Origin of the sequence: Amycolatopsis ponsaeliensis (assembly GCF_030182635.1) — a bacterium.
GTDB classification, from domain to species: Bacteria; Actinomycetota; Actinomycetes; order Mycobacteriales; family Pseudonocardiaceae; genus Amycolatopsis; species Amycolatopsis ponsaeliensis.
The window spans coordinates 52,783-67,867 of sequence record NZ_JAPZLD010000013.1 but is presented as its reverse complement, the minus strand read 5'-3'; the positions used below and the strand labels follow the sequence as shown (position 1 = coordinate 67,867).

Sequence of the window (15,085 nt, the reverse complement as noted above, 5' to 3'; positions counted from 1 at the left end):
ACCTCGCGTTCGGTGCGGATCAGCCCGAAGTCTTTCCAATTACTACAAACGGTGACCGCGTGGCTAGCGCGCAAATTGACCTCAGACACGACCGGCGAATATGCACGCTACTGATCCTGCCGCGACGGTTACTCAGGAGAGCGCCGCAACGCCAAAGGCGGGCAGCGTGGCGACCTTGAGCACATCGGGTCCGATATAGACGAAGTGGGCGCGGCTGCGCCAGCGCCACGACGGCCGCGGAGACGACCACCCACGTCGTCCGGCCCTGCGACCAGGCTTGCGATCGAGCGCCGTGAAACCGCCCGTGATCGTGGCGGCGATGGTCATGAGCCCAGCATCGTAGTGTTGGATGTCCGCGTGGAGCAGAAGAAATCATCCGAGCGGCTGGTGTTCTTCACCGACGCCGTGGTCGCGATCGCGCTGACGTTGCTGGTCCTGCCGCTCACCGACCTCGTGCCGGAGCTGGTCGCGGAGCACAAGCCGGCGCTCGAGGCCGTCACCGACAACTGGTCGAAGATCGTCAGCTTCCTGCTCAGCTTCCTCGTGATCGGCCGGTTCTGGTCCGTCCACCACCGCATCTTCGAGCACGTGCGTGCCTACAGCACCGCGCTCATGCGCGTCAACTTCCTCTGGCTGCTGACGATCGCCCTGCTGCCCTTCCCCACTCAGCTGATCGGCGCGTACCAGTCCGAACGCTTCACCGTCACGTTCTACCTGGGGACGCTCCTGGCCAGCAGCCTGTGCCACACGGCGCTGGTCCTCATCGTCCGCCACGACCCGCAGGTGCGCGGGGACGCCGAGCCGGTGCCGGACGAGATGTTCTGGAACTTCGTGGTGAGTTCGGGCGTGTTCGCGCTCGCGTTCGTGGTGGGGTTCATCAAGCCCGGTTTCGGCTATTTCGTCCTGCTGTTGCTGGCGTTCCCGGCGACGATCGTCCGCCGGGCGCTGGGGCGCGCCGGTAAATGAGTGGGCCGCGCGGCGCGGGCCCGCTATCGTGCCGGTGACCGTGACTCGACGCCGGGAGGTGAGCCCCATGAACGCTGTTTCGATGTGGGTGCTCCCCTCGTCGTCACGGTCGGGCGACTGACGTAGGGGTCGCCGGGAGCGCTTGACGCACTCCCGAAAGGTACAGACCTATGCAAACCACGCATTTCACCTCGGGTGAGCCCGCGGTGGTGATCACGCGGGTCGCGCAGCGGCAGTGGCACGCGCTGGAGGACGACCGGGTGGTCGGCCGCGGCGAGGCGTCGGCCCGGCCCGACGGGCGGATCTTCGTCAGCATCGACGCCTGGCACCGCTCGGTCTTCGACCAGCTCGCCGACGCGATGCTGGCGCAGCTCCCGGCCCCGCTCCACACGATCGTCGACGAGACCGACGTCGAGCTGACGGCCGGCTGGGAACGAGCCGGCTTCACGACCCGGCGTCGCGAGTGGGAGTACGTCGTGCCCACCGGCTCCGGCCTTGTCCTCCCGCCGCAGGGCGTGACGATCGTGCCCCGCGGCTCGGCGTCGGAGGGCCCGCTACGGGCGTTGGACCGCGTGATCCGCGCCGAAGTCGAGTCGACGGTCGGCTGGCAAGAGATGCCGGCCGAGGTGCTGGTCCGGCCGGCCGGGGACACCATCGTCGACCCGGCGTTGTACGCGGCCGCGGCCGAAGGGGATTCCTACGTCGGGCTGGTCCGGGTGGTCCAGGTGACTCGGCTGCCCCGCATCGGCCTGATCGCGGTCCGCGCGGACCGGCACCGCCGCGGCATCGCCCGGGCGCTGCTGGCCGAGGTGCTGGGTTCGTTGCACGCCAGGGGAATCCCCACGGCGACGGCGGAAGTGAACGAAGCCAACCCGGCGGCGACGGCGCTGTTCGAGGGCATCGGAGCTCGGCGGGCGAGCAGCAACCTGGAACTGGTGCGCCATGGCGGATAAGGGCGGCATCGAAGTCGAGGGCACCGTGCTCGAGTGCCTGCGCAACGCCACGTTCAAGGTGGAGCTCCCGAACGGGCACCAGGTGCTGGCGCACATCAGCGGGAAGATCCGGAAGAACTACATCAAGATCCTGCCGTACGACCGGGTATTGGTGGAGCTGAGCCCGTACGACCTGAGCCGAGGCCGGATCCTGTTCCGGTACCGGAACTAGCCCGGGGCGCGGTCCGGGAACCCGCGGGCTCCCGGACCGCGCTCAAGCCAGCTCCGCCCGCCACTTCCGCTCGATTTCCCGCAGAAAAGCGGGATCGCTCTCCGCCACTCGCGGAAAACTCTCCAGCCGCTCATAAGGACGGCAGGCGTCGATGATCGCGCGGCTGTTGAACGGCGGTGCGCCCTCCAGCGACAGCGGGTCCAGCTTGCTGCCCCACGTCCGCTTCATCACCTCGATGTCGACGTCGGGATCACTGCGGGTCGACATCGCCCAGATGACCTGGTCGAGATCCGCCGAGTCGATGTCGTCGTCCACCACGACCACGTACCGGTTCATGTACGCCGCCGCCGGGCACTGCGCGGTCAGGTACGCCACCTGGCGCGCGTGCCCGGCGTAGCGCTGCCTCAGCGACACCGCGATGAACAGCCGTCCGCCGCCGGATTCGTGGGCCCAGGCCTTGACCACACCCGGGACGCCCGAAGCCGCGAGCTCGTCCTGGATCATCGCCGACTTCATCACCGTGCGCATGTACGAATAGTCGTGCGGCGGCTTGCCCGGCGGGGCACCGAGCAGGATCGGGTCGTCGCGGTGGTACAGCCGCGTGATGTCCACGGCGAGGTTCGGCCGGCGGCGGCCCGTGTAGTACCCGGTCCACTCGCCGAACGGTCCCTCCTCGCGCAGGTGGTCCGGCCGCAGCCAGCCCTCGATCGCCAGCTCGCTGCCCGCCGGGATCGGCAGCCCGGTGGCCGGCCCGGTGACGACCGGGACGCGCTCGCCCAGCACCGCCCCGGCGTACTCCAGCTCGGAAATCCCGTGCGGGACCTCCGTGCCGCCCAGCACGAGCAGCAGCGGGTCGTGTCCGAACGAGACGGTCACCGGGGCGCGGCCCTCGCGTTCGAACCAGCGCCGGATGTTCTGGTCGCCGTGCTTGCCCGGCACCACCGCGAGGGTGACGCTCCGCCCCTCATCGGCCACCTCCATCCGGTAGCACCCGCCATTGTGGACGCCGGTGTCCGGGTCGCTGGTGACGACGAAGCAGCCCGTCCCGATGAACCGTCCGCCGTCGTGCTCGTGCCACCGCGGCACCGGGAACGTCAGCAGGTCGACCTTCTCGCCGGGGATCTCGTTGGCCAGCAGCGGCGCGTCCTCGACCGGCCGCACCGGGAAGTCGCGGGCCGCGGCCGCCCAGCGCGACGGCTTCCCGCGCAGGGCCTCGACCACGCCGGCGTCGTCGAGGTCGTCCCCCAGGCGCAGCGTCCGCCCGAACCGTCGCGGCGAACCCGTGCTGCCGGTGAGCACGCGCATCCCGGCCGGATACCCGGCGATCTCGTCGAAGAGCACCGCCGGCGCGCCCGGCAGCCGGCAGCTCAGCTCGGCGATCCCGCCCAGCTCGAGGTCCCAGTGCGCGCCCCGCACGGTGCGCAGCTCCCCGAACCCGGCGACGGCGTCGAGGTGCGAACGCAGGCTCAGCAGCGGTTCCGTCACGACTCGTCCCCGGCGAAGTGCGCGGCGACGACCGGCCAGAGGTCGGGCCGTTCCAGCAGGCTCAGGTGCCGCGCGTGGTCGAGCACCTGCAACCGCGCGCCTGCGATCCCAGCGGCCAGCTCCTGGGACATCGATGGCGGCGTCGCGTAGTCCTCGGCGCCGACGAGGACCAGCGTTTCGGCTCGGACGTCGCCGAGCCGGTCCCGCGCGTCCAGCGCGCCGAGGGCCCGGCACGCGGCCGCGTGGGCCTTCGATTCGGTCGCAACGAAGAGGTCACACACCCGCTCGACCTCGTCCGGATGCGATGCGCGGAAGGCGTCGGCGAACCACCGGTCCCGCTGGAACTCCAGCTGCGCGACCCGGTCCAGGCCCACCGCGCGCTCGGCCCGCTGCGCCCATTCGGCGACGCTGTCCGGGCCGTACCACGCGGTCGCGTCGGCGAGGACGAGCCGGTGCACGAGGTCCGGCCGGCTCGCGGCGAGCACCAGCGCGGTGCTGCCGCCCATCGACAGCCCGATGACGTCCGCCGAGCCCGCGCCGAAGTCCTCGATGACGGCGGCCGCGTCGGCGGCCATGTCGTCCACAGTGAACTCCGAACCGTCCCAAGAGGACTCGCCGTGCCCGCGGGTGTCGATCGCCAGCACCCGGTGCGACGTGCCGAGGTACTCGGCCACCGGGTCCCAGACCGCGCCGCTGAGCGCGAGGGGGTGCAGCAGCACGACCGGGCGGCCGTGCGTCCCGGTGCGGTGGACGTGCAGTTCTTTCACGCGCTCTTCCTTCCCTCGCGGGCTTCGCGGCGGGCGGCCGCGGCCTTGATCGCGGTGCGGATCTCGCCGTAGGTGCCGCAGCGGCAGATGTTGCCCTCCAGGTGCTCGCTGACGTCGTCGTCGGTCGGCCGCGGGTTCTCCGCCAGGAGCTCGTGGGCCATCAGTACGAACCCGGGAATGCAGTAGCCGCACTGCATCGCGCGGGCCGCGACGAACTCCTCGACCACCTCGTCGTCGTCCGGGAGGCCGTCGGCCGTCGTGATCCCGGCGCCGTCGTACCGCGCGGCGCGGGCCAGGCAGCTCGACACGCTCTGCCCGCCGGCCAGCACCGTGCAGGCCCCGCACGCACCGACGCCGCAGCCTTCGCGGGCGCTCGTCACGCCGAACTCGCGGCGCAGCACGTCGAGCAGCAGCTCGTCATCGGCGACGGCGAGGCGGCGGCGCCGTCCGTTGACGGTCAGCTGGATCTCCCTCATGACTGCTCCTGCTCGGTGATCGCGGTGAGGATCCGTTCCGGGGTGAGCGGCAGCTCGGTCAGCCGCACGCCGGTCGCGTCGCGCACGGCGTTGGCGATCGCCGGGGCCAGCGGGATGATCGCGGTCTCGCCGACGCCCTTGGCGCCGAACGGGCCGGTCCGATGTGGACTCTCGATGACGATCGGCGTCAGCTTGTCCGGCATGTCCTTGATGGACGGCAGCTGGTAGTCCAGCAGGGTGCCGTTGACGATCTGGCCCTCGTCGAACACGAGCTGGTCGAACAGCGCGTGCCCGACGCCCATGATCGCCGCGCCGGAGAGCTGCTGCTCGACCATGGCCGGGTTGATCGCCCGGCCGACGTCGCCGGCGACCGCGAGGTGCTCGATGTGCACCCGCCCGGTCGCGGTGTCCACGGTGAGCTGGACGGCGGCGGCGCCGGCGAACCAGTGCTCGGTGACCTGCGGCGACTGCCCGGTCTCGTGGTCGTACGGCTGCCACGACGTGCTGAAGTTCGCCTCCGCGGTGAGCGTGGTGCCTCGCGCGCCGAAGTGGGCGAGCAGCAGGTCCGGGATGCTCACGGTGGCCTGGCTCTGGGCGCTGACGAGCCCGTCGCCGGTGATCTTGAGGTCGGTCGCCTCGACGTCGAAGTGCTTGGCCGCAAGGGCGATCAGCTTGTCCCGCATGGACTCCGCGGCGAGCCGGACGGCGTTGCCCGTGTGGTAGGTCGAGCGCGAGCCGGCGGTGATCGTGTCGTACGGCGTGACGTCGGTGTCCGCGCCGATGACGCGCACCCGCCCCTCGCCGAGGCACAGCACCTCGGCGGCGATCTGCGCCATGATCGTGTCGCTGCCCTGGCCCATGTCGACGGTGCTGATCAGCACGGTCGCCGAGCCGTCCTGGTTGAGCTGGACGGTGGCGTTGGAGATCGTCGGGGTGAGCACAGCCTTGATCCCGACCGCGACCCCGCGGCCACGCAGGAACCGCCCCTCGGCCGGCGGCAGCGGCTCGGACCAGCCGATGGCCTCGGTGACGGCGTCGAGGCAGCCGACGAAGTCCGCGCTGTGCATCGGCGTGCCGACCGGGGCGATGTCGCCTTCCCGCAGCAGGTTGCGCCGCCGGAACTCGGCCGGGTCCTCGCCGCGTTCGCGCGCGAGTTCGTCCACAAGGGACTCGTGGGACCACGTCACCTGCGGCACCCCGAAGCCGCGGAACGGCCCGGCGGACGGCTTGTTCGTGTAGACGCACCGGGAGCGCACGCGCACGCTGTCCACTTTGTACGGTCCGGTCGCGACCATGCCCGACTTGGCCGTGATGCGCGGCCCGACGTCGGCGTAGGCGCCGGTGTCGTAGCGGACGTCGGCGGTGGCGGCGACGATCCGGCCGTCCTCGCCGGCGGTCATGCTCCCGGACACCGCGGCGCCGTGACGCGTGGTGAGCAGGAACGCCTCTTCCCGTGTGGCGGTGATGCGCACGGCCTTGCGCTGCGTCCAGGCCAGGGCCGCGACCAGCGGCTCCAGCCGGTCGTACATCTTGGCGCCGAAGCTGCCGCCGAGCGGCGCGGTCCGCACCCGGACCCGGTTGAGCGGCAGGTCGAGCAGGTCGGCGAGGCTCTGCCGGACGTACGACGGCGTCTGCGTCGTCGCTAGCAGTTCGACCCGATCGCCCTCGGGCCACGCGGCCGCGTACGGCAGCTCGATCGGCACGTGGTGGGTGGGCGGCGCCCAGAACTCCGCGCTCACCGTGGTTCCTTGCGCCGCGTCCGGGTCGCCGCGGCGGAGGGTGAACTCGTAGTTGACGTTGGTGTCGCGCTTGCCGCGCAAGTGCTTCAGGTCGCCGAACACCGCCGACGGCCGGAGTTCTTCGTGCACGAAGGAGCTCCCGGTGATGGCGTCGTCGACGTCGTACACCGGGTCCAGCTCGTCGTACTCGACCTGGATCTCTTCGGCCGCGTACCGGGCCTGCGCGACGCTGTGCGCGAGGACCGCCGCGACGGGCTCGCCGACGTACCGGACCTTGCCCACGGCGAGGCACGGCTGGTCGGAGAACGCGGGGCCGGTCATCATCCGCTCGCCGAGCAGGGCGAACAGATCCGCGCCGGTGACGACCGCGACGACGCCCTCGGCCGCGAGCGCCCGGGACGTGTCGACCGCGACGATCTTCGCGTGCGGCCGGGTGCTGCGGTGGACGGCGACGTCGAGGCACGGCCGGACCGGCTGCTCGGCGGCGTACCGGAACTCGCCGCGGACCTTGGCGCGCCCGTCGGTGCGGGCCCACCGCTCACCGACGGCGGCGCCGCCCGAGGAACGGGATCCGTCGCTCATCGTCTCGCTCCTTCCAGGAACCTCGCACGGCTTCTTCGACGGCCACCAAGCCGAGCCGCGTCTTGTAAGCGCTTCCCCCGCGCACGTCCGGCAGCGGGTCGATCAGCGGCCCGGCGACCTCTTTCGCCGTCGCGACGACGTCGTCGACCGGGGTGTCGCCGGGGATTTCGAACTGGGTGAACACGGGCACGTGCGCCAGCGCGCCGAGCCCGAGCCGGACCTGTCGGCGGCCGCGCGAGGCGGGCACCACCAGCGCTGCGGCGGACGCGGCCGGCCAGTCGTTGACCGCGAGGCTCGACAGCTTGGCGAAGTGCGCGCCCGCGTCTTCGGGCTGCCGCGGGATCTCGACCGCCGTGATGATCTCGCCGGGCCGCAAGGCCGTCTGCTGGAAGTCGACGAAGAACTCCCGCGCGGGCACGGTCCGCTTCCCCCGCGACGACGTGAGCTCGACGCGCGCGTCGAGCACCATCAGCGCGGTCGGCGGGTCGAGCCGGTAGTCACCGTGCGCGAGGTTGCCGCCGACGCTCGCGGTGTTGCGGACGCGGGGGTTGGCGACCCGGCCGTAGACCTCGGCGGCCAGCGGCGCGACCTCCCGCACGAGCGGACTGGTTTCCATCTGCCGCAGGGTGACCAGCGGGCCGGCGCGCAGGCCGTCCTTCGTGCGGGTGAGCTCGCCGAGGCCCGGGACGGCGCCGATGTCGACCAGATCGGACGCGAAGAGCACGCCCTGCTTGAGCAGGATCTGGACGGCGGTGCCGCCGCCGTAGACCATCGCGTCTTCACCGGCCGCCATGAGCGAGCACGCTTCGCCGAGCGTGTCCGGGTAGTGGTAGACGGGCATCAGCCCTGCTTCCCGAACAGGCGCGCCAGCAGGCGGCGCCACCACGAGACGCGCTCGGGTGCGGCCGGGCCGTTGCGCCGCTCGAGGACGCTGCGCAAACCCGGGTTGTCCGGCCCCGGCGGGCCGGCGGCGCAGATCTCGGAGAAGGCCGCGACGAACTCCTTCTCGACCTCCTGCGAGCGCCGGCGCACGAGCGACTCGCCGAGGCGGCCGATCCGGCCCCAGATCGCGATGTCGAGGTCGTAGTCCACTTTGGACGACTCCGGTCCGTCGGGCTGGACGCCGAGCCGAGCGTCGATCTTGATGGAGCTGCCGAGCTTGTGGTCCTCGCCCTTGAGCAGCGCCCGCACCAGTTCCGGCTCGCGCAGCTCGGTGATCTCCGCGGAGAACCCGGCGCTGAACCGGACGTGCGCGATCTCGTTCACCAGCCGGCCGCGGTAGTGCGCGGCGTCCGCCCGGTCCAGTTCGGTGCAGCCGGGCACGCTGACCCGCATCGAGTCGGGATCGAGGAAGTGCGCGAACACGCGATCGTGCCCCGCGGGGACGAGGAAGGAGGATCCGAGCTTCATATATGACCACCAGAGAGGACTAGGTGTCTAATATAGAGGACACTAACACGGTCCTGGCGACACGCAAACCCGCTCGGCTACCGTGCGCGAAGGAAGAACGACGAGGGGCGAGGATGACGAGCGACGTACCAGCGGTGCTGAGCGCCGTGCGGCTCCTGGAGCGGATCGCCCGGGACTGGCCGGAACCGGTGGCCTCCGGGGTGCTGATCGAGGAACTGGGCCTCAACCGCAGCACCTGCTACAACATCCTCGGCACCCTGCAGCGCGCCGGCTGGACCACCAGCCGCGACGGCTGGTCGCTCGGCCCGCGGCTGCTCGCGATGGCCCGCCTCTCCGAAGACTGGATGACGGAGATCGTCCAGCAGGAACTCGACGATCTCAACCAGCGGATAAACTTCGTCGTCTTCGCCGTGCAGCCGCACGGGAAGGGCGAGTACTCGGTACTGGCCAAGGGCGACCGCGGCAAGGGCGTGCGGATCACCGTCGGCGTCGGCGACACGTTCCCGTTCTCCGCGCCGGCCATCATGCGCGCGTTCCACGCCTGGTCCGAGCCGGCCGAAGTCGACCGGCTGAGCGACCGGTTCGACGTCGAGGCGTTCACGGCCGAGACGGTCACCGACCCCGGCGAACTGCGCGGCATCCTCGACGACACCCGTGAACGCGGGTACGCCCGGAGCATCCGCGAGTACGACCTCGGCCAGTCCGGCGTCGCGGCACCGGTGTTCGACGCGCAAGGCCGCGTCTGCATGGTCGTCTGCTCGCTGGCGTTCGCTTCGGAGCTCAACGAGTCCACTGTGGATCATTACGGTGACCTGATCCGCGAATGCGGGCTGCGCATCACCGAACGCACCGGCGGTGCGGCGAAAACAGCGGAATAGCTCCGCATCTGCGGAGGATGCGCGATCCAGCGGCCTGGATCGCGCCTTGACCTCTGCCCTCCGGCTCGCTTACGGTTCCGCATGCAGGACTCGATGTCCTAGATAGAGGACAAGACTTCCGGCCCACGGCGGCCCGGAAAGGAGATCCCGTGTCCGAGGTCGCGCTCGCCCGGAAGCCCTGGGCCAAGACACTGAACCGCACGCAGTGGCGGTCGCTGCTCGCCGCGAACCTCGGCTGGCTCTTCGACGGCTTCGAGACCTACGCGCTGATCCTGACCGCGAGTCTCGTCCTGAGGACACTCGAACCCACCGCACCGGCGACGCAGGTGGCGTTCCTGACCGGCGCCACGATCGCCGTCACGCTGCTCGGCTGGGGTTTCGGCGGGATCGTCGGCGGGGTGTTCGCCGACTACTTCGGCCGGCGCAAAGCCCTTCTGACGTCGATGGTGCTCTACGCGGCGTTCACCGGTCTCACCGCGGTTTCCTGGTCGTGGACGTCGTTCCTCGTTCTCCGGTTCATCACCGGGTTCGCGCTCGGTTCGGAGTGGGGCACCGGCACGTCGCTGGTCGCCGAGACCTGGCCCGCGCACGCCCGCGCCAAGGCCGCCGGCCTCATGCAGTGCGGGCTCGGGCTCGGGTTCTTCCTCGCCTCGGCGTGCTGGTACTTCATCGCGCCACTCGGGCCGGACTCCTGGCGGTACATGTTCCTCATCGGCGTGCTGCCCGCGCTGTTCGCGTTGTGGTTGCGCCGCAAGGTGCCCGAGTCCGACTCCTGGACCAGCGCGCACCGCCGCCGCCGGGAGCTGAAGGAGCGGGGCGGCGAGCTGACCGCTCACGAAAAGTCGTTCACCCGGCTGACCCTGCGCCAGATCATGGTCGACCCCAAGCTGCGCAGGCTGACCATCCTCGGTTCGCTGATGTCCCTGGTCACCACCCTCGGCTGGTGGGGCATCTCGACGTGGGTCCCCGCCTACGTCGCCTCGCGCGCCGCCGGCGAGGGGCATTCGGCGACCGCGTGGGCGAGCGGTGCCGGGATGATCTACAACGCCGGCGCGATCGCCGGGTACATCGCCTTCGGCTTCATCGCCGACCGCGTCGGCCGGAAACCCGCGGTACTGCTGTACTTCGCCGCGTCGCTGGTCCTCACCCCGGTGCTGTTCCTGTGGACCCACAGCCTCGGCCTGATCGTGGTCGTGCTCGTCGTCAACGGCTTCTTCACGCTCGGCCAGTACACGTGGATGCCGGTGTGGCTGCCCGAGTTCTACCCCACCCACCTGCGCGCCACCGGCGCGGCGTTCGTGTTCAACGCCGCGCGGTTCATCGCCTTCCTCGGCCCGCTCACCGCCGGCGCGATCATCTCGAAGCTCGGCGGGTACGGCGTCGCCGCGACCGCCGTCGGGTCGATCTACGTGCTGGGCCTGGTCGTCGCCCCGTTCTGCCCCGAGACCCGGGGCCAAAAGCTGCCTGACTGATCCCGCGAAAGGGAACTTCCTTGTCGACCCTCCAGACGCCCACCGGGACCGGTGGGCTCACCCCCGCGCGCTCGTACACCGGCCGAATCCTGTTCTTCGCGTTCCTAGGCACGCTCTTCGACGGCGCGGAGCTCAACCTCGTCGGCTACCCGCTGTCCTACCTCGCGGAAAGCTTCCACGTCAGCACCATCCAGATCATCCAGGTCGCCACGCTGCAGGGGTTCGCCTCGATCGCGGGCGGGATCCTGTGCGGCTGGCTCGGCGACCTCTACGGCAGGCGGTGGACCTACACCGGGTCCGTGCTGGCGTTCGGCGTCGCCGCGCTGCTCGGCGGGCTCGCGCCGAACTACTTCCTGTTCCTGCTGACCCGGTTGCTCGCCGGAGTCGGGATGGGCGGGTTGTTCGGGCTGTCGTTCTCGATGTTCGCCGAGTGCTGGAAGACGCGCAAGCGCGGCATGATGGGCGGCTCGATCCAGGCGATGTACTTCGTCGGCCAGATCCTGACCGAAGGCGTGGTGTACGTGTGCCTCGTCGAGTTCGGCGAAGAGCGCGGCTGGCGCACGGGGTACGTCCTGATCGGCGTCACGACGCTGGTGATCGGCATCGCCGCGGCCGTGCTGCTGCCGGAGTCCGAGCAGTGGCAGGAGTACCAGCGCGAGCTGAAGGCGGGCCGGGTGCCGGAGAAGCTGCGCCGCACGAAGGTGCCGCTGCTGGACGTGTTCCGCGGCGGGTACGCGGGCGGCACGATCCTGTTCATGGGGCTGGCGACGGCGTTGTTCCTGACCACGAACTCGCTCATCTCGTACCTGTCGACGTTCCTGATCAAGGTGGAGAAGGTGCCGCTGGGCACCGCGAGCCTGATCGTCCTCTTGGGACTGGTCGTCACCGGGATCACCTATCCGCTGACCGGGATCCTGTCCGACGTCCTGAAGCGCAAGTGGGCGATGTTCGCGTCGGCGCTGTTCGGCGTGCTCGGGTTCGGCTGGTTCCTGGCCCTGGTGCTGAGCGGTTCGGCCAAGATCGGCACGGACTTCTGGGCGTCGCCGACGTTCTGGGCGCTGATGATGTGCGCCGGCGGCAGCGGCGGGTTCGGCGTGCTCGGCATCTGGATGGCCGAGTTCTTCCCGACGCGCGTGCGGTCGAGCGGCTCGAACCTCAGCTACTACGCCGGACGCGGCTTCGGCGCCGGGCTGTTCCCGCTCGTGGCGCTGTCGCTCGCGGGGACGGTGCCGCTCGCGCTGGCGCTCGGCATCGTCGGCCCGGTGGCCGCGGCGGTCCTGGCGGTGGTGGCGCCGGATTCCACGGGCCGGCGCATCGAGGCAATCGAATGAAGGTCGTCGTCGCGATCACCGGGGCCAGCGGCGCTGCCTACGGGGTCCGGATCCTGGAGCTGCTGGCCTATCGGCCGGACGTCGAGGTGCACCTGGTGCTGTCGAAGGCCGGCGCGGTGACCGTGCGGCACGAGTGCGGGCTTTCCCCGGCGGACCTGGGAAAGCTCGTGACGGTGCACCACCGGCCGGGCGAGATCGGCGCGTCGATCGCCTCGGGCTCGTTCCCGGTGGACGCGATGCTGGTGGCGCCGTGCTCGATCAAGACACTGTCGGCGATCGCGTGGAGCTACACCGACGACCTGGTCAGCCGCGCGGCGGACGTGTGCCTGAAGGAAGGGCGCCCGCTGCTGCTGATGGTGCGCGAGACGCCGTTGCACGTGGGCCACCTGCGGGCGATGACCGCGGCCGCCGAAGCGGGCGCGATCATCGCCCCACCGGTCCCGGCGTTCTACCCGCACCCGGCGACGGTGGACGACCTCGTGGACCACACGGCCCGGCGCGCACTGGCCCGCGTCGGGCTGCGTGAGCCGGCTCCCCTGCGCGGCAAGGAGATCTCAGCCGCGAGGGCTCCGATCGGCGAACTCGACCGTGAAGCCGTCCGGGTCCCGCAGCTGCAACTGCCGCTCGAAGCCGCGGTCACGGGGCGGGCCGGGGACGGGCACCCCACGGGCGACGAAGTCCGCGTACAGCTCGTCGAGGTCGTCGGCCAGGAGTTCGACCTGGACGAACTGCCGCAGCCGATCGGCCGCCTGCTCGACGACGGCGCCGAGCTCCAGCAGGCCGAGCGTGGCGGATTCCAGGCGCAGCAACACGAACCGGCCATTGCGGACTTCGGTGGCGAACCCGAGCGATTCGTAGAAGGGGACCGAACGGTCCAGGTCGGTGACGGGCAGGCTCATCCCGGCGAACGTGATCAAGGCGCACTCCTTCGGCTCAGTGCGCCAAAAGGTGGGCCGGGCGGGCGTTCCGACGCTGCACCCGCTCACTGATCAGCTTAGCCGAGGTCCGCCAGCAGCGCCCGGATCGCCGGGCTCGCGTCGGCACTGCGCCGCCACGCCGCGTGGACTTCGCGCTTCGGCTGACGTCGCAACGGACGCGCGATCAGGTCCTCCCCCAGCGGCGGCCGGGCCAAGCGCGGGATGAGCGCGAGCACCTCGCCTGAAGCGACCAACGACAGTTGCGTCGCGAAGTCGTCGACCAGGTGGCGGACGTCCGGCTCCTCCGGCGCGTCCGCGAACAGGCGCCGGAACCACTGGTGGCACACCGTTCCCGGCGGGCTGGTCACCCACGCGTGGCCCGCGAGGTCGCCGAGCGGTTCGGTGACGGACGCGAGCGGGTGCGACCGGCTCATGACCACGTCGCCGACGTCGGTGTGCACCAGCCGCTGCGTCACCGACGGCGGCTGCGCGGCAGGCAGCCCGTCGGCGTCGTGGACGAGGGCGAGGTCGGCCGTCCCGGCGTCGACGCTGCGCAGCGCTTCCTCGGGGTCCTGCTCGGTGATCTCGACGCGCAACTCGGGACAGCGCACCGACAATCCGCCCAGCACCGGCGCGAGCAGGCCGCGGATGGCGGTCGAGAACGCGACCACCCGCAGCGTCCCGCGTGGCGCGCCTTCGGAGACCGACTGGGCCGCCTCCGCGCAGCGCTCCAGCGCCTGGAACACCTCCGGAGCCGAGTTGGCGATCGCCTGCCCGGCCGGGGTCAGCACGACCCCGCGGCCCGCCGGCGCGAGCACCGGCACCCCGACCTGACGCTCCAGCCGCTTGAGCTGCTGCGACACCGCGGACGCCGTGAACCCCAGTTCGTCGGCCGCCCGCGCGAGCGTCCCGAGCGCCGCCACCGACCGCAACGCCCGGAGCGCACCTACCTCGATCATTAAGTCAGATTACGCAATATCGGCAAGAAAGCATCGCTGGACCACATCAGTCAGGCCGGGCAGGGTCGAGCCATGACCGAATTCGGCGCCAACCTCGTCGCGATGGTGACCCCCATGCAGCCCGGCGGGGCGCTCAGCGAACCCGGCCTCGCGAGCCTCGTCGACCACCTGCTGGCCACCGGCTGCGACGGCCTCGTCGTCGGCGGGACCACCGGCGAGTCCCCCACCCTGACCGAGCCGGAAGCCGCCGGGCTCGTCCGCAGCGTCGTGGCGCGGACCGGGAACCTGGCCCGCGTGATCGCCGGCATCGGCACCTACGACACGGCCGCGAGCGTCCGCCGGGCCCGCGAAGCCGAGGCGGCCGGCGCGGACGGGCTGCTGCTCGTCTGCCCCTACTACTCCCGGCCGACGCAGGCCGGGGTGATCGCCCACTGCCTGGCGGTGGCCGACGCGACCGAGCTGCCGGTGATGCTCTACGACGTTCCCGCGCGGGCCGGCATCGCGATGACGCCGGAGACGCTGGTCGAACTGGCCGCCCACCCCCGGATCCGGGCGGTCAAGGACGCCAAGGGCGACCTGTTCGAGGCGATGACCGTCATGAACCGCACGTCGCTGGCGTACTACTGCGGCATCGACGAGCTGAACCTGCCGTACCTGGCGTGCGGCGCGGCGGGCGTGGTGAGCGTCGTGGCCAACGTGTCGGCCGACCGCACCGCCGGCCTCATCGACGCGGTCCGCCGTGGTGACCTCGAGTCGGCCCGGGTGATCCAGGCTTCGCTGCTTCCGCTGACCGACGCGATCATGCGCTCCGGCCCCGGCGTGACGACAGCCAAGGCGGCGCTGGTCGAGCTGGGCGTGCTCCCGCACGCGACGGTCCGGCTGCCCCTGGTCGAGGGCCGGGTTCTGACGTCTTGAATGAGTCATTCAGGACCTCCCAAG

At 71.0% G+C, this 15,085-nt stretch carries 16 protein-coding genes; 8 read left to right on the top strand and 8 right to left on the bottom strand.

All coding sequences use genetic code 11. From position 1 onward, the window contains the following. Positions 1-132 precede the first annotated feature (132 nt). The gene (locus tag QQ657_RS20640) at positions 133-327 is read right to left on the bottom strand and encodes a hypothetical protein (protein ID WP_284743824.1); all 195 of its coding nucleotides are present in this window, start codon (positions 325-327) and stop codon (positions 133-135) included. Between the two features lie 18 nt (positions 328-345). On the opposite strand from QQ657_RS20640, the gene QQ657_RS20635 reads away from it, so the two are divergent. The 3 genes from QQ657_RS20635 to infA all read left to right on the top strand — a co-directional run bounded on the left by QQ657_RS20635 (position 346) and on the right by infA (position 2,130). After that, positions 346-966: a TMEM175 family protein gene (locus tag QQ657_RS20635; protein WP_284743823.1), complete on the top strand. Its 621-nt coding sequence runs from the start codon at positions 346-348 to the stop codon at positions 964-966. A 170-nt stretch (positions 967-1,136) separates the two neighbouring features. Then, positions 1,137-1,919: a GNAT family N-acetyltransferase gene (locus tag QQ657_RS20630; protein WP_284743822.1), complete on the top strand. Its 783-nt coding sequence runs from the start codon at positions 1,137-1,139 to the stop codon at positions 1,917-1,919. Continuing rightward, positions 1,909-2,130 (top strand): translation initiation factor IF-1, encoded by a 222-nt coding sequence (gene infA / locus QQ657_RS20625; RefSeq protein WP_284743821.1) that lies wholly within the window; start codon positions 1,909-1,911, stop codon positions 2,128-2,130. Before QQ657_RS20630 ends, infA begins: the two co-directional genes overlap by 11 nt. Before the next feature lie 42 nt (positions 2,131-2,172). Here infA and QQ657_RS20620 read toward each other — a convergent pair whose 3' ends face one another. Genes QQ657_RS20620 through QQ657_RS20595 form a run of 6 tightly spaced genes read right to left on the bottom strand, consistent with a single transcriptional unit; the run spans position 2,173 to position 8,589 of the window. Then, on the bottom strand, positions 2,173-3,615 hold the full coding sequence (locus QQ657_RS20620) for a UbiD family decarboxylase (protein ID WP_284743820.1): 1,443 nt from the start codon (positions 3,613-3,615) through the stop codon (positions 2,173-2,175). Continuing rightward, entirely contained in the window at positions 3,612-4,382 is a 771-nt protein-coding gene (locus QQ657_RS20615; RefSeq protein ID WP_284743819.1) for an alpha/beta fold hydrolase, read from the bottom strand. Before QQ657_RS20615 ends, QQ657_RS20620 begins: the two co-directional genes overlap by 4 nt. Continuing rightward, positions 4,379-4,858, bottom strand: coding sequence for a (2Fe-2S)-binding protein (locus tag QQ657_RS20610; protein WP_284743818.1), 480 nt, complete (start codon positions 4,856-4,858; stop codon positions 4,379-4,381). The genes QQ657_RS20615 and QQ657_RS20610 overlap by 4 nt, the downstream gene beginning before the upstream one ends. Then, the gene (locus QQ657_RS20605; RefSeq protein WP_284743817.1) at positions 4,855-7,179 is read right to left on the bottom strand and encodes a xanthine dehydrogenase family protein molybdopterin-binding subunit; all 2,325 of its coding nucleotides are present in this window, start codon (positions 7,177-7,179) and stop codon (positions 4,855-4,857) included. Before QQ657_RS20605 ends, QQ657_RS20610 begins: the two co-directional genes overlap by 4 nt. After that, entirely contained in the window at positions 7,136-8,020 is an 885-nt protein-coding gene (locus tag QQ657_RS20600) for an FAD binding domain-containing protein (RefSeq protein WP_284743816.1), read from the bottom strand. Before QQ657_RS20600 ends, QQ657_RS20605 begins: the two co-directional genes overlap by 44 nt. Further along, positions 8,020-8,589 carry an SRPBCC family protein gene (locus tag QQ657_RS20595; protein ID WP_284743815.1) on the bottom strand — a complete coding sequence of 190 codons (570 nt, stop codon included), beginning with the start codon at positions 8,587-8,589 and terminating at the stop codon, positions 8,020-8,022. The genes QQ657_RS20600 and QQ657_RS20595 overlap by 1 nt, the downstream gene beginning before the upstream one ends. 113 nt (positions 8,590-8,702) lie before the next feature. Here QQ657_RS20595 and QQ657_RS20590 point away from each other — a divergent pair, with 113 nt between their 5' ends. The 4 genes from QQ657_RS20590 to QQ657_RS56975 all read left to right on the top strand — a co-directional run bounded on the left by QQ657_RS20590 (position 8,703) and on the right by QQ657_RS56975 (position 13,259). Then, positions 8,703-9,467: an IclR family transcriptional regulator gene (locus tag QQ657_RS20590; RefSeq protein ID WP_284743814.1), complete on the top strand. Its 765-nt coding sequence runs from the start codon at positions 8,703-8,705 to the stop codon at positions 9,465-9,467. A 149-nt stretch (positions 9,468-9,616) separates the two neighbouring features. Further along, positions 9,617-10,939, top strand: a complete 1,323-nt coding sequence (locus tag QQ657_RS20585) for an MFS transporter (RefSeq protein ID WP_284743813.1) — start codon at positions 9,617-9,619, stop codon at positions 10,937-10,939. A 20-nt stretch (positions 10,940-10,959) separates the two neighbouring features. Continuing rightward, positions 10,960-12,270 carry an MFS transporter gene (locus QQ657_RS20580; protein ID WP_284743812.1) on the top strand — a complete coding sequence of 437 codons (1,311 nt, stop codon included), beginning with the start codon at positions 10,960-10,962 and terminating at the stop codon, positions 12,268-12,270. Beyond that, a complete protein-coding gene (locus QQ657_RS56975; RefSeq protein WP_284743811.1) occupies positions 12,267-13,259 on the top strand; it encodes a UbiX family flavin prenyltransferase in 993 nt (330 codons plus the stop codon). The genes QQ657_RS20580 and QQ657_RS56975 overlap by 4 nt, the downstream gene beginning before the upstream one ends. A 5-nt stretch (positions 13,260-13,264) precedes the next feature. Here the strand turns inward: QQ657_RS56975 and QQ657_RS20570 are convergent, their stop codons facing one another. Then, entirely contained in the window at positions 13,265-14,146 is an 882-nt protein-coding gene (locus QQ657_RS20570) for a LysR family transcriptional regulator (RefSeq protein ID WP_284743810.1), read from the bottom strand. 72 nt (positions 14,147-14,218) lie between these two features. Here QQ657_RS20570 and dapA point away from each other — a divergent pair, with 72 nt between their 5' ends. Next, complete coding sequence (gene dapA / locus QQ657_RS20565) at positions 14,219-15,061, top strand: 4-hydroxy-tetrahydrodipicolinate synthase (protein ID WP_284743809.1); 843 nt, start codon at positions 14,219-14,221, stop codon at positions 15,059-15,061. Positions 15,062-15,085 lie beyond the last annotated feature (24 nt).